Below are 22,970 nucleotides of genomic sequence, written 5' to 3'. Positions count from 1 at the left end.
CCCTTGATTGATCAGAAGCTGATCGTCGTTCCGATCGCAATGTTGCGGCCAAGGGAGTCGTAGCGCGCGGGGATAGTGTTGCTGCGTGCCAGGCTGATGTCGTACGAGTTCGCCAGGATCGGCGGGTCCTTGTCGAGCAGGTTGTTCGCGATCAGGCGCAGCGAAAACTGCTTAGCGATCGCGAAGCTGAAGGCGAGATCGAAGTAGTTCACCGGCGCGATATGGTAGAAGGTGGTGCGCGCCCGATCCGGGGTGCCGCCGATCGCTGGGTCCCCCGAATTGTCCGCCGACGTCAGCGAACCCACATAGCGCCAGTTCAGCGATGCGCTGAAGAAGCTGTCAGGCGTGGTGTACGTGGTGCGCAGGCCGTGCGACCATTTCGGCAGTAGCTGGCTGCAGCCGTTGCCGTAGTAGCCCGCGCAATTGCGCAGCGGCTGGATTGGTGAATCCTGCCCGCCCGCAAAGGTGGTCAGCGAGCCATTGAAGCTCAGGTCCAGGCGACCAGCGCCTCCCAAGCCCAGCACATATTGCGACTGGAAGTCATAGCCACGGGCGATGGAGAAATAATAGTTGGTGGTACCGGCGCGGATAAAGCCGCTGGTCGGGTTGGTGTTGGCGGTGGCGTATAGCGTGCCGTTGGCGGCACGGACGATGCCCGAGCAGAAGAAGGGATCGCCGTTAGAACGCAGGCAGCCATCGGTGTAATAGCTGTCATCGTTGTAGCCGAGCGAGTTGTTGATCTTGATCCGGTAGCGATCAACCGAGAACACCAGACCGCGGATGAAGCGCGGTTTGAGCACCAGCCCGTAGGTTTGCGTGTAGGCTGTCTCTGGATCGGCGGTGAAGCCGCCAGAGCGCACGGTGCACTGATTGTCCGGGCACAGCAGAGCCGCGCTGCCGTACAATGCGTCAGACAGCCCGGTCGCCGCGCACACTTCGCGTGACGCCAGCGGCGTGGTGATCGTGATCGTCTGGCCTGGGTGCGCCGGATCGGCGATCTGCCGCGGCACGGGCGCGCAGAAATCGTTCTGCGAGCCGCCCTGCTTGCTGAAGCTGATGTTGGTAGCCTGATACGCCTCCTGCACCGTCGGTGCGCGCTGAGCCTTGTTGAACGATGCGCGCAGGACGATGTCGCGGATCGGCGCGTATAGACCCTCAATCTTCCAGGTCGTGAACTTGCTGGGGTTGATGTCGTATTTGGACAGGCGGAAGCCGCCATTTACCTGCAGCTCGTCGATGAACCGCTTGTGCTGGACGAGCGGCGCCTGGATCTCGATATTGCTCTCATAGACGCTCTCGCGCAGGTCGGCGTCCGAGCCGCCGTAATCCGCTCGGAAGGCCGCATTAGCCGCCGAGAATTGCCGATCTGAGCGATATTCGGCGCCAAGTGCAAAGGCGAGGCCATCCTCGGCGAACGGCGAGGTGATGCCGTACTTGCCGAGATCGCCGGTGATGTTGGCGGTCACGTCCCACAGAATGCCGACCGTCCGCTGCTTCTCCGGATCAACGCCGCCGGAGATGTAATTGACCAGCGCTGGATCGCCGTTGCCGGCGCTGAACGCATCGAAGGGCACGCAGCCGGCATTGCCGCTCACGCAGGTCGGCGTACCGTTGACGTTGACCACATTAAGCGTGTCGTTGATCCGCGAAAAGCTCGGCAGCGTCGCGGGCATCCAGTCCTGCTGGTTGCGCGCATAGACGGCGCCGACGTCATAGCTCCAGGCGTCGCCCACCTTGCCGCGGATGCCGCCGACCGCACGAATACCGGTGTTGATGTAGGTGTCGACGAGATCGGGCGCGTTGAGGCGATAACGGATCTCGAGCGGCACCAGCGCACCAGTGCCGGCCACCCCGCCGCACAGAGCCGTTGCCTGCGATGTCGACAGGAACGGGTTGTTGCAGTTCACCTGATAGGGCGTGGATCCGTACGCAGTGTAGCTGAACACGCGCGAGGGCACGTTGTTGGTGGATTTGTCGCGGAACCAGATCGCCGAGCCATAAACCTCATATTCCGGCGACAGCTTGAGCGTTGCAAAGCCGCCGGCGTTCACGCGGGAATCAGCCCGCTGGAACGAGTAATTGTCGTAAGGATTGGCGGCATTGTTCGGGCCGGGGCCGTAGGGCACGAAGGTCCGCGTTCCATCCGGGTTGTTGATATAGGCAGCGCCGGCATTCGGGCCCGAGGTGGGCGAAATGTAGCCGCTCTTCGAATAGCTCGACAGCGAGCAGTTGAGCGGGCCGTCCTTTACGCTCTGGACGAGCTGGCACGCCGCCGTTGATCGGGCGTCATACGGGATGAGATCAGCATGCTTGTAGTTGACGAAGCCCGAGATGTTGAGCTTGTCACCGAACAGGCCGGTACCCGCAGTCAGCGTGATGTCGGCGCGACCGCCGTCGTTGACGGTGCCGGTGTTGATCGGAAAGCCGGACGCCGCTGCTTGCGCGGTAACAATGTTGGCCTTGTTCGCGTGGTTGTAAAAATTGTAATTGGTATCAAGGCGGATGCCGCTGAAATTGGGCTTCAGCACGAAATTGACCACACCGGCGACGGCGTCTGATCCGTACACCGACGACGCACCACCAGTCAGCACGTCCACGCGATCGATCAACGATACCGGGATGATACCGGCATCCTCGCCATTCTGCGTGCCCAGCCGCTTCCCATCGACTAGCACCAGCGTGCGCTCAAAGCCGAGGCTGCGCAGCTTGATGCGCTGGCGTCCGTCTGAATCCTGGTAGTTCTGCTGACTGTCGGGCGCGATCTGCGGCAGCCGGTTGAGCACTTCCTCGATGTTGTTCGGCGCCTGCGCCTTGATGTCCGACGAGGTCACCGAGGTGATCGGCGCGGCCGAGGCGATGTTGGGGCGCACGATTCGAGTGCCGGTGACGATGATCTCGCTGCCCGAGCGGTCATCCGACTGCTGGCCGGTGATCGCCGCCGCGCGTTGATCGGCGCCATCGGCCACGTCAAGCCCCTGCCCGGCATCGGCGGGCGCTGCAGCCACATCGGCAGGAGCGCTGGACGTCTGCTGCGCTGCCGCCGGGACTGCCGCCACCGTGAACGCGCACATGAGTGCTATTCGGGAAACCGATTGATTGAAGATCATGATGAATACCCCCTGGCCCGCTACGCCATGACGCTTGTTCGGGCTCAAAAGGTAAGGTTCGCTATATTTTTACACTCGTCAATACCTTTATGTTACCTTTGGTCATGGATGATGACCTAATGTTGCGATTAGACCATACCACTGGCGCCGGACAAGCAGCTGCGTTACGGATGTTCCAGGGTTCCACTGTCTGGACGGGCCCACAGGGGGACGCGATGAACAACCGCAGATCATTGTTGGCCATGATCGGCGCCGTCGGCGGTGTGCTGCCATTTGCAAGCGAGGCGGCGGCGCGCACTGCCGCTCCGGCAGCAGGCGCAACAGTGCTGTCGACCTGGGATTTCGGCGCCGCTGCCAACGCGGCTGCCTTTGCAAAACTGCGCGCCGGAGGCACGCTGATCGACGCAGTGGAAGCCGGGGCGATGGTGCCGGAGGCTGACCCGACCAATCACTCCGTCGGCTATGGCGGCTATCCGGACCGCGACGGCCATGTCACGCTCGACGCGGTGATCATGGACGATGCAGGCGGGGTCGGCGCGGTGGCCGCGCTGGAGGACACGATTCACGCCATCTCGGTCGCCCGCCGGGTGATGGAGAAAACGCCGCACACCATGCTGGTCGGCGAAGGCGCGACCCGATTCGCGAGCGACCAAGGCTTCCCGCGCGACAAGTTGCTGACGCCTGAGGCCGAGAAGGCCTGGCGCGACTGGCTGAAGACTGCACAGTACCGGCCGGAGGCCAATAGCGAGAACCGCCCCTATCATACGCCCGGCGGCGCGCTGGACCATGACACCATCGGGCTGCTCGCGCGCGATGCCATCGGGCGGCTTGCCGGTGCATGCACCACCTCGGGCATGGCGTTCAAGATGCGCGGCCGGGTTGGCGATTCGCCGCAGGTCGGCTCCGGCCTCTATGTCGAGCGCGGCGTCGGAGGCGCGACGTCCACTGGCCTTGGTGAGGAGGTGACGCGGATTGCGGGCACGGCGCGGGTGATTGCGTCGATGCGCGGTGGCGCGACGCCGCAGCAGGCGTGCGAGGAGGTCGTGCGTCACATCGCCACCCTGCGCGGCGATGCGATCCGCGGCGTCCAGGTCGGCTTTCTGGCGATGGACACCAAGGGCAGGATTGGTGCCTTCTGTCTATTGCCAGGCTTCACCTATGCCGTGACCGATCAGCAGGGCACCACCCGCGTGCTCAAGGCAGCGTCGTTGTTCGCGGCGTGACGTGGGTGATAGCGCGGCGGCGGGGAGTGATCGGCCGGTGAAGCTCGAGGTCTGCGTAGAGGATGTCGGCGGCATCGGCGCGGCGGTGCGCGGCGGGGCGGATCGGCTGGAGCTGTGCACCGCGCTGGCGGTCGGCGGCCTCACCCCTGCCCTGTCGCTGATCAGGGCCGCCGCTGCGGCGCCGGTGCCGGTGCATCTGCTCGCCCGCCCCACGGCCGGCGGCTTTGGCTATGCCGCAGCCGAACAGGCACTGATCGCCGAGGACATCCGCACCGCCGCCGAGGCCGGCCTCGCGGGGGTGGCGATCGGCGCGCTCCAGCCTGACCGCCGGCTCGACGCCGAAGCGCTCGCCCGCCTGATCGCCCATGCACGCGCGCTGGGTGAAGCGCGAGGCCGTCCGCTGGCGCTGACGCTGCACCGGGCGTTCGACCTGTGCCCCGACCTGCCAGCGGCCCTCGAGACCGCGATCGACTTGGGTTTCGAGCGCATTCTCACCTCGGGCGGGCAACCCAAGGCGGCGGATGGTGCATCGATGCTGCGACATTTGCACGAGCGCGCGGCAGACCGCGTGATCATCCTCGCAGCGAGTGGCATCAATCCAACCACTCTCCCGCTCGTGCTGAGCACCGGCGTCACCGAGGTTCACGCCTCGTGCCGCAGCTCTATTGCCCTGCCGAACGATGTTGATGAACGCCGGTTCGGCTTCGTCGCCGACGCCTGGGCCGCCACCGATGTCGGCGTGGTTACCAAGATCGTAGCTATGCTAAAGGCGGCGTAAAGCGGTGCTTGAATAATACCAATCTATGACTTAGTTCGGCTGACGCTGCGGGGCGGGAGAGCTCCAAGCGGCATTCCGGGGGAAACAGAGCGTGCCTGCGATGATCGATAACGTGTCCGACGTTCCACCTGCCTTGGCGGACGCCGGCGACACATTGATGTTCCGTGAGGCGGCCGAGTCCGCTGCCGCGGTGGAGCGGATGCTTGCCGCCAATGCCGACGCCTTCGCCGCGCTCGGCGAACGATTGCGTGCGGCACCGCCGGCGGTGGTGGTTACCTGCGCGCGCGGCTCTTCCGATCACGCCGCCACCTACGGCAAATACCTCATCGAGACGCTGATCGGGGTGCCGGTCGCCTCGGCGGCACCCTCGACCGCCTCGGTCTATGCCTCACCCACCCATGCCGACGCGACGCTGTGCATCGCCATCTCGCAGAGCGGCCGCAGCCCGGACCTGCTCGCCGTGGTGGACGCCCAGCAGCGCGCCGGTGCGCATGTGGTGGCGTTGGTCAACGACGAGGAGTCGCCGCTGGCCGCGACAGCGGACACGCTGATCCGCCTCCGGGCGGGTCCGGAGCGATCGGTTGCCGCAACCAAATCCTATATTGCCGCACTGGCGGCGCTCGCCGCGTTGACCGCCGCCTGGGCGCAGGATGACGAGCTGCAGGCCGCGATCGCCGATCTGCCGGTGCAGCTTCGTCGCGCCTGGGCGCTCGACTGGTCGTCAGTGACGGCGTCGCTCAGCACCGCGGACAATCTGTTCGTGATCGGCCGCGGGCTCGGGCTGGGCATAGCCCAAGAAGCCGCGCTCAAGCTCAAGGAGACCTGCGCGCTCCACGCCGAGGCGTTCAGCGCCGCGGAAGTCCGCCACGGCCCGATGCAGATCGTCGACCAGGGCTTCCCGCTGCTCGCGCTCGCCACCTCCGATCGCGCCGGCGACAGCGTCCGCGAGGCGGCGAGCGAGTTCGCCGGCCGCGGCGCCCGCGTCAGCCTCGCCGATGCGGCGCTCGACGGTGCCGGTGATCCGCCGGCGCTCGCGGCGGCGGCCGCGATCGAGCCAATCTTGATGATCCAGAGTTTCTACCGGATGGCGAACACGCTCGCGCTCACCCGCGGGCTGAACCCGGACGCACCGTCGCACCTGAGCAAAGTTACCCGCACGCTATGACCACCTACAGTTTCATCAACGGCCAGGTGATCACCGCGGGTGGCATCCTCACCGATGCCTCGATCGGGGTGGAGGGCGGCATCATCACCGCGCTGGTCGAAGGCCGGGCGGGCGGCGAGATCGTCGATCTCGATGGCGGCTGGCTGATGCCGGGCTTTATCGACACCCAGGTGAACGGCGGCGGCGGGGTGCTGTTCAACGACGACCCGTCGGTCGCGTCGATTGCCGCGATCGGCGCGGCGCATCGTCCGTTCGGCACCACCGGCTTTCTGCCGACGCTGGTCAGCGACACGCCGGCGGTGATCGCCCGCGCACTCGACGCGGTGGATGCCGCGATCGACGCCACGATACCCGGCGTGGTCGGCATCCATGTCGAAGGCCCGGTGATCAGCGTCAGCCGCAAGGGCATCCATGATCCCGCGCGGTTCCGTGATCTCGACGACGAATTGATCGACCTGCTCACCGCACCGCGCCGCGGCCGGGTGATGGTCACGCTCGCGCCCGAACGCGTCACGGCAGATCAGATCCGCCGCCTCGTCGCTGCCGGTGTGATCGTCAGCGTCGGTCATAGCGAAGCCGATCACGACACCATGGTGGCCGGCTTTGCCGCAGGGATTACCGGCGTCACCCATTTGTTCAACGCCATGTCGCCGCTGCAGCACCGCGCGCCGGGCGTGGTTGGTGCCGCGCTCGACGATCAGACGGTCTATTGCGGGATCATCGCCGACGGCTTCCACGTCCATGACGCAGCGCTGCGGATCGCGCTGCGGGCACGGCCGCTCGATCGGTTCATGCTCGTCAGCGATGCGATGCCCTGCGTCGGCGCGCGCGAGAAAGACTTCGTGCTGCAGGGCCGGCCGATCAGCGTCCGCGACGGGCGGGCGATCGGTGCCGACGGCACGTTGGCAGGGTCCGATCTCGACATGGCCGGCGCCGTCCGTCACGCCGTGGAGCGCCTCGGCGTCACGCCCGCCGACGCCGCGATCATGGCGGCGGCGGCACCAGCGGCGTTCCTCGGCCTCACCCGCGAGCGCGGCGCGCTGGCGCCCGGCCGCCGCGCCGATTGGGTGCGAATGACCGCGGACCTGCACCCGGCCGGCACCTGGATCGGCGGCACCGCCTTTTCCTGATATTCTCCACTGGCGCACCTAGGATCTGTTCATGGCTTCCATCATCCTGACTGCGCCCCTGGCAGGCCTGATCACGCCGCTGGCGAACGTGCCCGACGCGGTATTCGCCGATCGCATGCTCGGCGACGGGGTGGCGATCGACCCGACCGGTGACTGCCTCTATGCGCCCTGCGCCGCCACCGTGATCGGCGTCCAGCCGACCGGCCATGCCATCACCCTCGTCACCACCGACGGCGTCGAGCTGCTGATCCACATCGGGCTCGACACGGTGGCGCTCGGTGGCAGCGGTTTCGAGCCCTGCGTCCAGCCGGGCGACACCGTCGCCGCCGGTGCGCCGCTGATCCGGTTCGATCTCGATCGACTGGTATGCGCGGCGCGGGCGGTGGTGACGCCGATCGTCGTCACCAACATGGAGCGCTTTTCGATCGTCGACTGCACGGCGGCGGGCGAGATCGCCGTCGGCGCGGCGCTGATGACGCTCGAACCGCGGGAAACCGGTGCGGTCGCATCGGCCGTCGCGTCGGGTGAGCAGCTTACCCGCAGCATCGTCGTGCCGCTGGCCCACGGCCTTCACGCCCGGCCTGCCGCCCGCCTCGGCGAAGCCGCCAAGCGCTTCCGCGCCGAGGTGACGATCATCAAGGATGGGCAGAGCGCCAGCGCCCGCAGCCCGATCGGGCTGCTCGCGCTCGGCATCGGCCATCAGGACAAGGTGACGGTCGCCGCCGTCGGCGACGATGCCGCGGCGGCGCTTGCGGCGGTTGCCGATCTGATCGTCAGCGGCATGGGTGAAACCGCCGCGGCGGTGCCAGTAGCTGCAGCCGCGCCCGTCACCGCCGCACGTGACGTGCCCTCGGGCGCCATCGCCGGCGTCACCGCCGCCGCGGGGCTGGCAATCGGCCAGGCCGGGCTGTTCCGTGCGACCGATCTCGCCGTGCCCGAGCAGGGCCAGGGGATCGCCGACGAGGAAGCCCAGCTGGAGCAGGCGATCGCAACCCTGCGCGCCGATCTCGCCACCCGGCAGCTGGCCGCAACCGGCGCCGCCCAGTCCATCCTCGCCGCCCATCTTTCTCTGCTCGACGACCCTGCCCTGCTCACCGCCGCGCGCCACGGCATCGCCCAAGGCCATGGCGCCGCTCATGCCTGGCGCGAGGCGATCCGCCCCCAGGCAGACGCGCTGCGTCGCCTCGGCGACCCGCGCCTCGCCGAGCGCGCCGACGACATGCTCGATCTCGAGCGCCAGCTGATCGCGCTGATCATGGGCATCGAGGCCATGCCCCTCGCTTTTCCGCCCGGCACGGTGCTGATCGCCGAGGATCTGCTGCCCTCCGATCTGCTGTCGCTCGATCGCGGCAACGTCGTTGGTTTCTGCGTCGAACGCGGCGGCCCGACCTCGCACGTCGCGATCCTCGCCGCGAGCATGGGCCTCCCCGCGCTGGTCGCGATGGGCACGACCCTGCACACCCTTGCCGAGGGCACTCGGCTGATCCTCGATGCCGACGATGGCCTGCTCCACGTCGACCCCGACGACGGCGCCTGGACCACCGCCGCCGCCCGCGTCGCGGCGGCCCGCGATCGTCGCGCCGAGCAGCTCGCGCGCGCCGCGGCACTGTGCCACATGGCCGATGGCACCCGGATCGAGGCGTTCGCCAACCTCGGCTCGGTGGAGGACGCCCGGCAGGCCGTGGCCTGCGGCGCCGAGGGATCGGGGCTGCTGCGGACCGAGTTCCTGTTCTTGGAGCGCGCGCACGCGCCCGATCTCGCCGAACAGACCGCCGAATATCAGGCGATCGCCGACGCGCTGGAAGGCCGCCCGCTGATCGTCCGGCTGCTCGACATCGGCGGCGACAAGCCGGTCGCCTATCTGCCGATCCCGGCCGAGGAGAACCCAGCGCTCGGGCTGCGCGGGATCCGGGTCGGCCTTGCCCAGCCGGCGCTGCTCGAGCAGCAGCTCCGCGCGATCCTGGCGGTCACCCCACGCGGCCAGTGCCGGATCATGCTGCCGATGATCGCCAGCGTCGACGAGCTGCGCCAGGTCCGGACGCTGCTCGATGGCCTTGTCGCCGAACTCGCGATCGCCGAACCCGTCCAGCTCGGCGTGATGGTGGAGACGCCGGCGGCGGCGGTCACGGCCGATCTGCTCGCGGCCGAGGCGGATTTCCTGTCGGTCGGCACCAACGACCTTACCCAATATGCGCTGGCGATGGACCGCGGCAATCCGGCGGTCGCCGCCGCGCTCGACGGGCTACATCCGGCGGTGTTGCGGCTGATCGCGCAGACCTGCGATGGCGCCGGTCGGCATGACCGCTGGGTGGGCGTCTGCGGCGGCCTCGCCTCCGATCCGCTGGCAATCCCGATCCTGCTCGGGCTCGGCGTCACTGAACTCTCGTCAGCACCGGCGATGGTGCCGGAGATCAAGGCGCTGGTCGCCACGCTTACCCTGGAGGCATGCCGCCAGCATGCCGCCGCCGCACTCGGCTGCCGATCGGCCGCCGAGGTCCGAACCCTCGCCCGGGAGTTTCGCCGATGAAGAGGATCCTGGAAGCGCTGCAGCCGCTGGGCCGCGCGCTGATGCTGCCGATCGCGGTGCTGCCGATCGCCGGGCTGCTGCTCCGGCTCGGCCAGGCCGACCTGCTGAACATCGCGTTCATCAGCGCCGCAGGCGATGCGATCTTCTCGCACCTCGGCCTGCTGTTCGCGGTCGGCGTCGCCACCGGCTTTGCGCGTGACGGCAACGGCGCCGCGCCGCTCGCCGGCGTGGTCTGCTTCCTGGTCACGACCGAAGCAGGCAAGGTGCTGATCACCGCCGCGCCGGATGCCACCGCGGGGTTCACCGGCCCTGCCGTCGATCTGGCGGTCGCGGCATGGAAGAACAGCGCGATGGCACGGCTCGACGTGCCGATCGGCATTCTCTCCGGCCTGATTGGCGGGCTGTTCTACAACCGGTTCTCGGCGATCAAGCTGCCGGAGTATCTCGCCTTCTTCGGTGGCAGGCGGTTCGTGCCGATCGTCAGCGGTCTCGCCGGCCTGGCGCTGGCCTTGATCGTCGGCCTCGGCTTTGGCGCGCTCAGCGCCGGGATCGACGACATGAGCTTCGCGATCAGCAGTTCCGGCGGCGCCGGTCTGTTCGTATTCGGGCTGCTCAACCGGCTGCTGCTCGTCACCGGGCTGCACCATCTGATCAACAACATCGCCTGGTTCGTGCAGGGCGATTACCACGGCAGCACCGGCGATCTGCGCCGCTTCTTCGCCGGCGATCCCACCGCGGGCAGCTTCATGGCCGGCTTCTTCCCAGTGATGATGTTCGGCCTGCCCGCTGCCTGCCTGGCGATGTACCACGCGGCGCTGCCGGCGCGGCGCAAGGCGGTCGGCGGCATGCTGTTCAGCCTGGCGCTGACCTCGGCGCTGACCGGCGTCACCGAGCCGATCGAGTTCAGCTTCATGTTCCTGGCACCGCTGCTCTATGCGGTCCATGCGGTGCTCACCGGCCTGTCCATGACGCTGATGGCGGCGCTCGGCGTCAAGCTCGGCTTCGGCTTTTCGGCGGGCTTGCTCGATTACGTGCTGAATTACGGCAAGGCGACCCGGCCGCTGCTGCTGCTGCCGGTCGGCGCGGTCTATGCCCTCGTCTATTACGGGCTGTTCCGCTTCTTCATCGCCAAATACGACCTGCCGACGCCGGGTCGCGAGACCGATGCACCGGTCGCGGCACCGAAGGCGGTCGCGGCGGGTGGCCGCGGCGCTGCCTTCGCCCAGGCGCTCGGCGGCGCCGCCAACCTCACCAGCGTCAGCGCCTGTACCACGCGGCTGCGGCTGATCGTGGTCGATCAGGCGGCGGTGGACGATGCGGCGCTCAAGGCGCTCGGCGCGCGCGGCATGATCCGTCCGTCCGATGCGGCGCTGCAGGTGGTGCTCGGGCCGATCGCCGATGTGGTCGCGGTCGAGATCCGCGACGCGCTGGCGTTGGGCGACGTGGCGCCGGCGCCCGTGGCCAGCATCGACACGTCGGAGGTCACCTTGTCTGCCCCCGTGCTCGCCGCACTCGGCGGGGCCGGCAATGTGCTGGGCGCGCGTCGGCTTGCCGGGCGGCTGCGGATCGAACTGCGCGATGGCGGCAAGGTCGATGATCGCGCGCTGGGCACGGCTGGTGCCGCCGCGGTGGCGCGGCCGGCGACGGGTGTCGTCCACCTGCTGACGGCCGATGAGACCGGGCTGCTCGCCCCGGCCTGATCGTTCAGCCGTCGGCGGTGAGCGACACCGCTCCGGCAATGCCGGAGGGGGCGTCCGCCGCCGCCTCGACGATCAGCACCACCCGGCGCGGACCCGGGCCGGCGGGTAGCCGCGCCTCGAGCGGCCCGGTCGCCGCCTCGGCCTTGGTCGCGAGCCGGGCGCCATCGATCCATAGCTCGGCACGGCCGGCGATGCCGGCGAAGCGGAGGGTACCGCCTTGCTGCGCGATCCGCCGCCACGGAGTCACGCTGGCGCGATAGACCCGCCAGGCGCCGGCGGCGTCGGGCTGCACCAGCGTGCCGCTGCGGACGAACGCCCAGCTGTTGTTGTCGCCATCGGCTGGCGCCAGGCTCGGCGCGGGACGAACGGCCAGCGCCGGCGACCGCCGCCAGTCGCGGATCGCGATCGTCGGCATCGTCGCGGCGACCTGCGCGCGCGGCGCGATCGCGGCGCGGTCGATCACCAGCCGTGCCGGCTTCAACCCGACGGCCTCGGCACGCACGGTGATGCGTCCGCGGCCTGTCCCCGCCTGGACGATAACCTGCGCGAGTCCGTTGAACAGCGAGCGGCTGTTGCCCTTCTCGGGCTCGTGGCTGTTGGGATCGCCATTGCCGACGCCGATGATAGTCGCGCCATCGACACTGAAGCGCGTCATCAGATTGACCGTGGGAACATGGCGCCCCCTGGCGTCGATCGCGTCGATCGTGATCGGCTGCGCATCCTCGTCGTCCCCCGCCATGACGGTGCGCGACGGGGTTAGGCGCAGGGCCACCGCCGGCCCGGTGGTGTCATGGGCCGCCTGCGCGATCACCTTGCCGCCGTGCATCGCCAGCACCTCGATCCGCCCCGGCGCATAAGGCACCTGCCAGCTGTTCCCCATCAACCGATCGACAGGCTGCTCGCCGACCGTCTTGCCGTTGAGGCGGAGCACGACGCGCTCGGCGTTGCTCATCACCAGGATCTCGATCGGCTGACCTTCGCGGCCGGGCCAGGTCCAGTGCGGGTTTAGACTCACCACCGGCTCGCTATCCAGCCATTGCGCGCGGTGGATGTCGAACGCCGTCTTGGGAAAGCCGCACAGGTCCATGATCCCGAAGAAGCTCGAGATCGTCGGCCACTCGTTGAAGGGCGTCGGCTCGCCGTGATAATCGAACCCGGTCCACACGAAGCCGCCGGCGACGAACGGCCGATCGGCGATCGCCTTCCAGCTCTTGCGATGAGTGTCGCCCCAGCTTGCCGCCTCGGTGTCGTAGGAGGTGAGCCGGTGCGCCTTGGCGTCGTCGGCGAAGACGCCGCGGGTCTCATAGGCGCTGGTATCCTCCGAGCTGGTCATCGGCTTGGTGGGGTTGAGCGCGTGAAAGCGGTCGTAATCGCCCTGATAGTAATTGAAGCCGACCACATCGAGCACGCTCGAGACGTTGACGGGATCGAAGAAGGCGCCGTTCATCGCGCCGGTGACCGGACGGCTGTCGTCGAGCGCGTGGACGGTATGCGCCATGCGCCGGAGCATCTCGACGCCGGCCTCGGTGCCCTGCATCGGCTCTTCGTTGAACACCGACCACAGGATCACGCTCGGATGATTGCGATCGCGGCGGACCATCCAGTCGAGCTGGGCCATATAATCGGGCGCGGGATCAAACAGGCGGTTCTCGTCCATGACGAGGAAGCCCATCCGGTCGCACAGGTCGAGGAACTCCGCCGCCGGGGCGTTGTGCGTACAGCGGATCGCGTTGCAGCCCATCGCCTTAAGCCGCTCCAGCCGCCATTCGATCAGCGTATCGGGGATCGCGGTGCCGACGCCGGCATGATCCTGGTGCAGGCACACGCCCTTCAGCTTCACATGCTCGTCGTTGAGGAAGAAGCCCTGGTTGGCGTCAAAGCGGAGGGTGCGAAAACCGATCGGGATGCGCCGCTCATCCACCGCGACGCCGTCGCGGACCAGCCGCGTCACCACCGTGTAGAGCGTCGGCGTGTCGACTGACCAGCGCGTCGGCGCAAGCGGCAGGTCCAGCGTCAGCGCTGCATCGGCTCGCTCGAGCGGGGCAACCGTGGCCGTTGCCCGGCCGCTCGCCACCGTCCGGCCGTCGGGGTCGAGCAGCGTCGCCTCGAGCGTGACGCTGGCCGGCTGGTGATCGGTGCTGCCAATCGTCACCGCGACGGGCACCTGCCAGCGGCCGTCGCCCGCCCGCCGCGGATCGCAATGGACCCCATCGGTGACGATCGCGACCGGCGCGCGGCGGATCAGCCAGGCGTGGCGGTACAGGCCGGCCCCCTCATACCACCAGCCTTCCATCACGCTGGCGTCGACGCGGATCGCGATGACATTGGCGTCGTCGCCGAAGCGGGCGAAAGGCGTGAGGTCCACCGAGACGCTGTTATAGGCCGACCAATTGTGCGCAACGGCGCTGCCGTTGACCCAGATCGTCGCGTTGCTGGCGATGCCGTCGAACTGGAGGAGGATGGTCTTGCCGCGGTCGGCAGGGTCGAGCAGCAGCGTGCGGCGATACCAGCCGATGCCGCGCGGACGATAGCCTTGCGAAACATTGGCGGTCTGCACGAACGGCTGCGCGGAGGCCCAATCGTGCGGCAGCCGCACCGGCTGCCAGTCGGAATCGTCGAACGCCATTGCCGCCGCACCCTGGGCGTTGCCGGCCTTGACGCTGAGGTAGGTGGCGTTGTGGCCCTCGGGCATCGGCGCGACGATGTCGCCCTCGTGGAACAGCCAGCCGCGCTCGATCAGCGTCCGTGAAGGATCTTGGACCGGCAGCGGCGGCGGCAGCGTCGTCGCCGGGCGCGGCATCGGCAGCGCCCCGGCGTCACCGTCCTGGCGGGGCGACACCGCCGCTGCCGGCTCGCCGACCGCGAGCAGCGCGCCAGCGCTGGCGCTGCCCAGGAGAAGCTGGCGACGGTTCATGCTGGTACTCCAGGGGATACGGGGGCTGACGGGCGACTAGAGGTCCGCGAGCTCGGCGACGAAGTCATAGGCGTCGCCGCGATAGTAGGAACGGGTGAACTCGGCGGCGCGACCGTCGCGCAGGAAGCCGCGGCGCTCGATCAGCAGCCCGGCGTGGCCGGCGTCGACGCCGAGCATCCGCGCATGCTCGCTGCCGAACGGCACCGCGCGCAGCCGCTGCAGCGCCCGCGCCGGGCGGCTGCCGGCCTTTTCGAGCGCGGCGTAGAGCGAGTCCCCAACCACCTCGACCGAGGGCAGGCAATAGCCGGCGATGGTGGAGAATTCGAGCGCCATCGGCTCGTCGTCGGCGAAGCGGATGCGCTGGAAGCGGAACACCGGGGCACCGGGCGAGAGACCGAGCGACATCGCCTCCTCCGGATTGACCTGCCCGGCCGCGCGCGAAATCCAGTTGCTGCTCGCCGTGCGGCCGCGCGCCGCCATGTCCTCGGAAAAGGACGACAGCTTGGAGAAGCTCTTCTCGACCCGGCCGGCGACGAACGTCCCGGCGCCACGCCGGCGGGTCAGCAGGCCTTCCTCGACCAGCCCGCCGATCGCCTTGCGCACCGTGATCCGCGAGATGTCATACTCCACCGCGAGATCACGCTCGGCGGGGATGGCGTTGCCCTGGGTGAGGATGTCGCTGCCGATGGCGTCGCGGATCAGCTGCTGGAGCTGGAGATAGAGCGGGGATGGGTTGCCGTCACGGAAGCGACCGATGTCATCGGAAAACGCCATGGTCTCTCCTTAGCTCCGTTGCCCCTCCCGGGCACACGGCCCGACAGGGTAGCCAAAGCAATCTGTATCGGCAACTGGTCTGCACCGGCGGCGGCAAACCCGGGCTAACTTCACTAACCTCGCGCATAGAGCACGTGGCCTGCTTGTGCCTGGACCTATATTGGTTACACTCCAGCAAGCGCTGCGGCAGGGAGTTGGTGATGGGGCGGATGATGCGGCGGCGAAGCGCGATGACGGCGGTGGCATGGCTGATGCTGCCGGCTGCGGCGACGGCGACGGCGGATCCGCTGCCGCTGGTGCCGATGCCGCTCTCGGCAACCCCCGCCGCTGGCAGCTTCACCATCGCCAGCGGCACCAAGGTTAGCGCCGACAGCGCAGACCAGGGCGCAACAACCGCCGCCAAGTTGCTGATCGAGCACGTCAACGTCGAGCGTGGGCTGACGCTGGCGGCGAACACGAGTGAAGGCGCCATCCGCTTCATCCGCGATCCGGCGATCACCGGCGCGGAAGCCTATCGGCTCACCGTCGACAACCATGGCGTGCGCATCGCCGCGTCGGGCGATGCCGGGCTGGTCTATGGCGCGATGACGCTGGCGCAGCTGATCAGCCCCGACCGCGCATTCGGCAAGCCGGTGCGGATCGCCGCGACCACCATCGTCGATGCGCCGCGCTTCGCCTGGCGCGGGCTGATGGTGGACACCGCGCGCCATTACCAGCCGCTGCCGTCGCTGTACCGGATCGTCGACCAGATGGCGGCGGTGAAGCTCAACACGCTCCATCTCCATCTGACTGACGACCAAGGCTGGCGGTTCGAGGTGAAGCGCTATCCCAAGCTCACCGAGGTGGGCGGATGGCGGACACCGCCTTCCACCGGCGGCGCACCGGGCGCAAAGGTGGGCGGCTTCTACACGCAGGCGGCGCTGAAGGAGCTGGTCGCCTATGCGGCGGCGCGCGGCATCACCATCGTTCCCGAGGTCGACCTGCCGGGCCACGCCCAGGCGCTGGTCGCCGCCTATCCCGAACTTGGCGTGCTCGGCGACACGCCGGCGGTGTCGCACGACTGGGGCGTGAACCCGTACCTCTTCAACCCCGGCCCGGGAGGCATCGCCTTCGTCAAGCAGGTGCTCGACGAGCTGATGGCGGTGTTTCCCGGCACCTACATCCACCTCGGTGGCGACGAGGCGGTGAAGGACCAATGGGAGCGCAGCCCCGAGGTGCAGGCGCAGATCAAGTCGCTCGGCCTCAAGGACGAGAACGGTCTGCAAAGCTGGATGATCGACCAGTTCGGCAGCTATCTTGCCGCCAAGGGCCGGCGGCTGATCGGCTGGGACGAGATCCTCGAAGGTGGCCTGCCGCCATCTGCCTCGGTGATGTCGTGGCGCGGCGAGAAGGGCGCGGTGGACGCGGCCAACAGCGGCCATGACGTCGTCCTCTCCCCTGCCCCGTTGCTGTATCTCGACAACATGCAGAGCGACCGCGGCGACGAGCCGCCGGGGCGGTTGGGCGGGTTGCAGCCGCTCGCCAACATCTATGCCTGTGAGCCGATGCCGGCGGGGATCGACCCCGCCAAGGCCGGCCATGTGCTCGGCGCCCAGGGCAATGCGTGGAGCGAATATATCGTCATGCCCTATCAGATGCAGCATGTGCTGTTCCCGCGCGCCGCGGCGATCGCGGAGATCACCTGGTCCGGCAAGGACAAGCGCGACTTTTCAAGCTTCGTCGACCGGCTGCAGCCGCAGATCGTGCGCTGGCGCACCGCCGGCATCGAGGTCGCCGACAGCGCCTTCGCGGTCGGCTATACGGTGCAGGGCAGCCGCGGCGACGCGCTGCGCACCGGCCAGATGACGGTGGCGCTCGCCACCCAGGCGCCGTACGGCGCGATCCGCTACACGCTCGACGGCACGGCGCCGACCGCGCGCTCCACCGCTTATGCGGCGCCGCTGACGGTGACGCCGGGCACCACGATCAACGCCGCCGCCTTCGGCAAGGATGGCTTCGCCACCGCGACGCCGCGGCAGTTCGACACCGGCCGCGCGGCGCTGCTGGCGCGAAGCACCTCCGAGCTCGCCGCCTGCCCCGGCGAAGGCTTCGGGCTGCGGGTGCCGGTGACCGCGGATGCGACCGGCAACGGGCCGGTGTACAACATCAACCTGTTCAACACCTGCTCGGTCTATCCCGCGGCGCCGCTCGACGTCGCCGGCGGCTTCACGATCGACGTGGCGCGGGTGGCGCGCAACTGGGGCCTGGCGCATGATTTCGGCCAGGTGCGCGACCATTACCCCGTCACCCCGCACGGCGAGCTGCTGGTGCTGATCGGCTGCACCGCGAGCAACGGCGGCGCCGTCGGCACGGGCGCGCAGGCCAAGCCGGTGATCGCCGCGAGCTTCCCATTGCCCGATCCCGCCACCGCACCGGCGCAGCTGCGCTTCACCGGCACGCTGCCCACGCTCGCCGGCGATCACGACTTATGCCTGCAATTCACCTCTCCCCTGTCCGATCCCTTCTACGCGGTCGGACGCGTCCAGCTTACGGAGCGCCATTGATGCGACACTGGCTGATTGCCCCGCTGCTGCTGTCGGCCGCCATGCCGGCGCTGGCGGCCCCCAAGACCAGCCTGCCGCTGAACGATGGCTGGCAGGTGCGGATCGACCCCGCCGACGGCACCGCGATCGCCGCGCATCGCCGCGAGGCGCAATGGCTGCGCGCGACCGTGCCGGGCAGCGTCCAGCAGGACCTGATCGCCGCCAAGCGCGTGCCCGACCCCTATCAGGGCACCAACGAGGGCGCGATCCAATGGGCGGGGCTTGCCGGCTGGCAATATCGCCGCACCATCGAGGTGACGCCGGCGATGCTGGCGCGCGATCACCTCGACCTGGTGTTCGACGGCATCGACACCTTTGCCACCGTCAGCCTCAACGGCCAGCTGCTGCTCAAGACCGACAATGCCCATCGCCGCTGGCGGATCGCGGCCAAGCCGGCGCTGCATGCCGGGCGCAACGAGCTGGTGGTGACGATCGCCTCGCCGATCCGCACGCTGCAGCCCTTGGTGCTCAACAACCCCAATCCGCTGCCCGGCGAATATGAATCCTTCTTCGGCGACGAGCCCAAGGGCAAGCAGACCTCGCCGTATATCCGCAAGCCGAAATACCATTATGGCTGGGACTGGGGCCCCCGCATCGTCAGCAGCGGGCTGTGGCGGCCGGTGCGGCTCGAAGCGTGGGACGAGGCGCGGATCGACAGCTTCCGCGTCGAGCAGGACGCGCTCAACCAGGCCGAGGCGCGGCTCAGCGCCAGGCTCGACGTGGTCGCCGATGCCGCGGTGCGCACCACCGTTCGCGCCACGGTGACGACGCCGGCCGGGCAGGCGATCACCGTCGAGCAGGCGGTGACGCTCGCCGCCGGGCACAATGCCGTCTCGATCCCGCTGACCATCGCCGATCCGCAGCGCTGGCAGCCGGTGGGCTATGGCGCGCAGCCGCTGTACCGCGTCGACGCGGCGCTGGGCGCGGACGATAAAGCGAGCCGCACGATCGGGCTGCGCACGGTGGAGCTGATGCGCGACGGCGGCGGCTTCGGCTTCCGCGTCAACGGCACGCCGATCTTCGCCAAGGGCGCGAACCTGATCCCGTTCGACATGTTCCCGGCGCGGGTGACGCCGGAGCGGATGCGCTCGATCCTGCAGGGCGCGCGCGACGCCAACATGAACACGATCCGCGTGTGGGGCGGCGGCTATTATCTCGACGACGCCTTCTACGATCTCGCCGACCGGATGGGGCTGATGGTGTGGCAGGACTTCATGTTCGGCGGCTCGGTGACGCCGCCCGATGCAGCCTATCGCGAGAACGTGCGGATCGAGGCCGACGAGCAGGTGAGCCGATTGCAATCGCATCCCTCGATCGTGCTGTGGGCGGGCAACAACGAGGTGCTGTCCGGCTGGGAGAACTGGTCCGACCGCAAGGCGTGGAAGAAGGCGGTGGGCCCCGACGAGCAGGAGCGGATCGGCACCGGCATGGCGGTGCTGTTCAACCAGGTGCTGCGCGATGCGGTGCTGACCCGCTCGCCGGGCACGCCCTATTGGCCGGGATCCCCTTCCGCCAATTACGAGGCGCCGACCGATACCGACGCCAATGGCGACCGGCATTTCTGGGACGTCTGGTCCGGCTCGAAGCCGGTGGAGAATTATCTCGACAGCTGCCCGCGCTTCATGTCCGAATTCGGCTTCCAGTCGATGCCGAACATGTCGACGATCCGCGGCTTCGCCGGGCCGGGCGCGCTCACCGCGGAGAGCCCGGTGATGAAGGCGCACCAGAAGTTCCTCGCCGGGGCGGGCAACGAGCGATTGCAGATGTATCTCGCCGAGCGGCTGCGGCCGGCGCGCGACTTCGCCGACATGGTGTATCTGACCCAGGTCAACCAGGCGCAGGCGATCACGCTCGGTGCCTCGCATCATCGCGCCTGCCGGCCAGTGACGATGGGCTCGCTCTACTGGCAGATCAATGACGTGTGGCCGTCGATCAGCTGGGCGAGCATCGATTACAACGGCCAGTGGAAGCTGCTCCATTATGCCGCCCGGCGCTTCTTCGCCCCCGAGGCGATCGTCGCCGAGCATCGCGGCGCGGCGACACGGGTGGTGCTCGTCTCCGACGCGACCACGCCGACCGCGGCGCATTGGCGGCTGACCGGCTATGACATGACCGGCCGCCAGCTCTCGACCCGCGACGAGGCGGTGACGCTGGCGCCGCTCACCGCGACCGAGGTGGCGAGCGTCGCCGACGACGCGCTGTTCGCCGGCGCGGATGCCGCGGCGAGCTATGGCGTCGCCGAGCTGGTGATCGACGGCAAGGTCGCCAGCCGCACGCTCGTCGAGCGCCGGCTGCCCAAGGACATGGCCTATCCGGCGCCGCAGCTCGCGGCCCGGTGGCACGGCCGCCAGGTGACGATCACCGCCGGCCATCTGGCGCGCGCGGTGATGCTCGATTTCGGCAGCGTCGCGGCGCAGCCGCCCGACAATGGCTTCGACCTGCTGCCCGGCGAGAGCTTGACGATCGACGTCGCCGCCAAGGCCTCGCCCGCCGCGCTCGCCAAGGCGCTGACCCTGAGGACGCTTGCACGATGATCTGGCTGTTGCTCGCCTCCGCGGCCGATCCCGTCGCCGCGACGATCGCGACCATGTCGCTCGAACAGAAAGCCGCGCAGCTGCAGAGCAGCGCGCCCGCCGACGCCAAGGCGGGGCTGCCGGCCTATGACTGGTGGAACGAGGGCCTGCACGGGCTGGCGCGCGATGGCCATGCCACCGTCTTCCCGCAGGCGATCGGCATGGCGGCAACCTGGGACATCGACCTCGTCCACCGCATCGGCGACGTCGTCTCCACCGAGGCGCGCGCCAAGTTCAACGCGCGTGCCCTCACGGCCGATCGGCGGATCTACCAGGGGCTGACGATCTGGTCGCCCAACATCAACATCTTCCGCGATCCGCGCTGGGGCCGCGGCCAGGAAACCTATGGCGAGGATCCCTATCTCACCGCGCGGCTCGGGGTGGCGTTCGTCACCGGGCTGCAGGGGCCTGATCCGGCGCATCCCAAGGTGATCGCGACGCCCAAGCATTTTGTCGTCCACAGCGGCCCCGAGGCGGGGCGCGACAGCTTCGACGTCGATCCGAGCCCGCAGGATTTGGAGGCGACCTACCTGCCGGCGTTCCGCGCCGCGATCACCGAGGGCAAGGCGCGCTCGCTGATGTGCGCCTATAATTCGATCCACGGCACGCCGGCCTGCGCCTCGGCGCCGCTGATGACCGAGCGGCTGCGCGGCGACTGGGGGTTCACCGGCTTCACCGTCTCGGATTGCGATGCGGTGGGCAACATCTACCAATTCCATCATTACCGGCTCGAGGCACCGGCCGCGGCGGCGGCGGCGATCAAGGCCGGCACCGACATCAACTGCGGCACCACCTATGCGGGGTTGCCGGCGGCGGTGCGCGCGGGGCTGGTCGACGAGGCGACGCTCGATGTCTCGCTCGCCCGCAGCCTCGCGGCGCGGCGCGCGCTCGGCACGCTGTTCGACGCGGCCAACCCATGGGGCAAGATCAAGGCGAGCCAAGTCGACACGCCGGCGCATCGCGCGCTGGCGCTCGAGGCGGCGCGGAAAGCGATCGTGCTGCTCAAGAACGATGCGGCGCGGCTGCCGCTCAAGGCGGGCAGCCGGATCGCGGTGATCGGCGCCGATGCCGACGACCTCGGCGTGCTCCAGGCCAATTACCACGGCACCGCCGTCGCGCCGGTGACGCCGCTCGCCGGGATCCGGGCGCAATTCGGCGCCGGCAACGTGCGCTATGCGCAAGGCTCGGTGCTCGCCGATGGCGCGCCGGTGGTGGTGCCGGAGACGGCGTTCGGGACGGATGGCTTGCGCGCGGACTATTTCCGCGGGCTCGCCGGCGAGGGCACGCCTGCCTTTACCCGCCGCGAGACGCGGATCGATGCCGATTACAACCGGGCGAGCCCCGCCGGGCTGGGCGCGAGCTTCGGCGTGCGCTGGAGCGGGCAGTTGGTGCCGCCGGGGGCGGGCGACTATCGGCTCGCGGTTGATGTGCCGGCGTGCTGGAAGGATTGCACGCGCCACGATGCGGTGCGGCTGTGGATCGATGGCAAGCCGCTGCTCGCCGGCGAGGTGAAGGGCGGCCGCGCCGAGCTGCCGTTCGCGAGCGATGGCCGCGCCGTCGCGTTCCGGCTCGAGCTTGATCACGTCAGCGAGGACGAGGGCATCCGCCTGTTGTGGCTGCCGCCCGAACAGCCGCTGCTCGCGCAGGCGCTCGACGCGGCGCGGCAGGCGGACGTGATCGTCGCGGTGGTCGGGCTGTCGCCCGATCTCGAGGGCGAGGCGCTCAAGGTGAGCGTGCCCGGGTTCGCCGGGGGCGACCGCACCGACATCGCCCTCCCCCATGCCCAGCAGCGGCTGCTTGCGGCGCTCAAGGCGACCGGCAAGCCGCTGGTGATCGTGCTCACCAGCGGCAGCGCAGTGGCGATCGATCCGGCGTCCGCCGATGCGATCCTCACCGCCTGGTATCCGGGCGAGGCCGGCGGCACCGCGATCGCCGAGACGCTGGCGGGGCTGAACAACCCCTCGGGCCGGCTGCCGGTGACCTTCTACGCCTCGACCACCGACCTGCCCGGGTTCGTCGACTATGGCATGAAGGAACGGACCTACCGCTATTTCACCGGCACGCCGCTGTGGCCGTTCGGCCATGGGCTGAGCTACACCAGCTTCGGCTACGCAGCGCCGGCGGCGGCGAGTGTGGTCGCGGGGCAGACGCTCAATGTCCGCGCGACGGTGCGCAACACCGGCGCGCGCGCCGGCGACGAGGTGGTGCAGGCCTATCTGGTGCCGCCGCCCGGACCGCCCGGCGGGTTGACGACGCCGATGCTCCAGCGTCAGCTCGCCGGCTTCCGCCGGGTGAGCCTCACGCCGGGCACGTCCGCCACCGTCAGCTTCGACATCGACGCGCGGGCGATGAGCCTGGTGGCGCGCGACGGCAGCCGCCGGGTGGTGCCGGGCGCCTATCGCCTGTTCATCGGCGGCGGCCAGCCGGGCGATGCGCCGGGCCAGTGGATCGACCTCGCCGTCACCGGCACTGCGGTCGACCTGCCGAAGTAACTGGA

The 22,970-nt window shown here is 68.9% G+C and carries 12 protein-coding genes; 9 read left to right on the top strand and 3 right to left on the bottom strand.

All coding sequences use genetic code 11. From position 1 onward, the window contains the following. Positions 1-11: 11 nt before the first annotated feature. Positions 12-3,005 (bottom strand): TonB-dependent receptor, encoded by a 2,994-nt coding sequence (locus OXR60_RS02575; RefSeq protein WP_267393736.1) that lies wholly within the window; start codon positions 3,003-3,005, stop codon positions 12-14. Between the two features lie 344 nt (positions 3,006-3,349). Here OXR60_RS02575 and OXR60_RS02570 point away from each other — a divergent pair, with 344 nt between their 5' ends. The 6 genes from OXR60_RS02570 to nagE all read left to right on the top strand — a co-directional run bounded on the left by OXR60_RS02570 (position 3,350) and on the right by nagE (position 11,630). Continuing rightward, the gene (locus OXR60_RS02570; RefSeq protein ID WP_267393734.1) at positions 3,350-4,330 is read left to right on the top strand and encodes a N(4)-(beta-N-acetylglucosaminyl)-L-asparaginase; all 981 of its coding nucleotides are present in this window, start codon (positions 3,350-3,352) and stop codon (positions 4,328-4,330) included. A 1-nt stretch (position 4,331) separates the two neighbouring features. Next, entirely contained in the window at positions 4,332-5,108 is a 777-nt protein-coding gene (locus OXR60_RS02565; protein WP_267393733.1) for a copper homeostasis protein CutC, read from the top strand. Positions 5,109-5,265: 157 nt separating this feature from the next. Then, on the top strand, positions 5,266-6,273 hold the full coding sequence (locus OXR60_RS02560) for an SIS domain-containing protein (RefSeq protein ID WP_267394076.1): 1,008 nt from the start codon (positions 5,266-5,268) through the stop codon (positions 6,271-6,273). Continuing rightward, on the top strand, positions 6,270-7,403 hold the full coding sequence (gene nagA / locus OXR60_RS02555) for an N-acetylglucosamine-6-phosphate deacetylase (protein ID WP_267393731.1): 1,134 nt from the start codon (positions 6,270-6,272) through the stop codon (positions 7,401-7,403). The genes OXR60_RS02560 and nagA overlap by 4 nt, the downstream gene beginning before the upstream one ends. Before the next feature lie 31 nt (positions 7,404-7,434). After that, entirely contained in the window at positions 7,435-9,930 is a 2,496-nt protein-coding gene (gene ptsP, locus OXR60_RS02550) for a phosphoenolpyruvate--protein phosphotransferase (protein ID WP_267393729.1), read from the top strand. Beyond that, the gene (gene nagE / locus OXR60_RS02545; RefSeq protein WP_267393727.1) at positions 9,927-11,630 is read left to right on the top strand and encodes an N-acetylglucosamine-specific PTS transporter subunit IIBC; all 1,704 of its coding nucleotides are present in this window, start codon (positions 9,927-9,929) and stop codon (positions 11,628-11,630) included. Before ptsP ends, nagE begins: the two co-directional genes overlap by 4 nt. Positions 11,631-11,634: 4 nt before the next feature. Here the strand turns inward: nagE and galA are convergent, their stop codons facing one another. Continuing rightward, positions 11,635-14,544: a beta-galactosidase GalA gene (gene galA, locus OXR60_RS02540; RefSeq protein ID WP_267393725.1), complete on the bottom strand. Its 2,910-nt coding sequence runs from the start codon at positions 14,542-14,544 to the stop codon at positions 11,635-11,637. 36 nt (positions 14,545-14,580) lie between these two features. Then, positions 14,581-15,318 carry a GntR family transcriptional regulator gene (locus tag OXR60_RS02535; RefSeq protein ID WP_267393723.1) on the bottom strand — a complete coding sequence of 246 codons (738 nt, stop codon included), beginning with the start codon at positions 15,316-15,318 and terminating at the stop codon, positions 14,581-14,583. A 200-nt stretch (positions 15,319-15,518) separates the two neighbouring features. On the opposite strand from OXR60_RS02535, the gene OXR60_RS02530 reads away from it, so the two are divergent. From OXR60_RS02530 to OXR60_RS02520, 3 genes are read left to right on the top strand one after another with little or no spacing between them, the layout of a single operon-like run. Next, positions 15,519-17,861 carry a family 20 glycosylhydrolase gene (locus tag OXR60_RS02530; RefSeq protein WP_267393722.1) on the top strand — a complete coding sequence of 781 codons (2,343 nt, stop codon included), beginning with the start codon at positions 15,519-15,521 and terminating at the stop codon, positions 17,859-17,861. Beyond that, positions 17,861-20,434 (top strand): glycoside hydrolase family 2 protein, encoded by a 2,574-nt coding sequence (locus OXR60_RS02525; RefSeq protein ID WP_267393720.1) that lies wholly within the window; start codon positions 17,861-17,863, stop codon positions 20,432-20,434. Before OXR60_RS02530 ends, OXR60_RS02525 begins: the two co-directional genes overlap by 1 nt. Beyond that, entirely contained in the window at positions 20,431-22,965 is a 2,535-nt protein-coding gene (locus tag OXR60_RS02520; RefSeq protein WP_267393718.1) for a glycoside hydrolase family 3 C-terminal domain-containing protein, read from the top strand. The genes OXR60_RS02525 and OXR60_RS02520 overlap by 4 nt, the downstream gene beginning before the upstream one ends. The last annotated feature ends 5 nt before the right edge of the window (positions 22,966-22,970 follow it).

This window comes from Sphingomonas sp. GC_Shp_5 (genome assembly GCF_026540855.1).
Taxonomy (GTDB): Bacteria; Pseudomonadota; Alphaproteobacteria; order Sphingomonadales; family Sphingomonadaceae; genus Sphingomonas.
The sequence above is the reverse complement of the archived record's forward strand: the minus strand, read 5'-3'. Positions and strand labels throughout refer to the sequence as shown.

Excerpts from the sequence above, each read along its gene's own strand:
- OXR60_RS02570 (WP_267393734.1), top strand. The coding sequence starts at position 3,350 with ATGATCGGCGCCGTCGGCGGTGTGCTGCCATTTGCAAGCGAGGCGGCG.
- OXR60_RS02560 (WP_267394076.1), top strand. The coding sequence starts at position 5,266 with ATGTTCCGTGAGGCGGCCGAGTCCGCTGCCGCGGTGGAGCGGATGCTT.
- nagA (WP_267393731.1), top strand. The coding sequence starts at position 6,270 with ATGACCACCTACAGTTTCATCAACGGCCAGGTGATCACCGCGGGTGGC.
- ptsP (WP_267393729.1), top strand. The coding sequence starts at position 7,435 with ATGGCTTCCATCATCCTGACTGCGCCCCTGGCAGGCCTGATCACGCCG.
- nagE (WP_267393727.1), top strand. The coding sequence starts at position 9,927 with ATGAAGAGGATCCTGGAAGCGCTGCAGCCGCTGGGCCGCGCGCTGATG.
- galA (WP_267393725.1), bottom strand. The coding sequence starts at position 14,544 with ATGAACCGTCGCCAGCTTCTCCTGGGCAGCGCCAGCGCTGGCGCGCTG.
- OXR60_RS02535 (WP_267393723.1), bottom strand. The coding sequence starts at position 15,318 with ATGGCGTTTTCCGATGACATCGGTCGCTTCCGTGACGGCAACCCATCC.
- OXR60_RS02530 (WP_267393722.1), top strand. The coding sequence starts at position 15,519 with ATGGGGCGGATGATGCGGCGGCGAAGCGCGATGACGGCGGTGGCATGG.
- OXR60_RS02525 (WP_267393720.1), top strand. The coding sequence starts at position 17,861 with ATGCGACACTGGCTGATTGCCCCGCTGCTGCTGTCGGCCGCCATGCCG.
- OXR60_RS02520 (WP_267393718.1), top strand. The coding sequence starts at position 20,431 with ATGATCTGGCTGTTGCTCGCCTCCGCGGCCGATCCCGTCGCCGCGACG.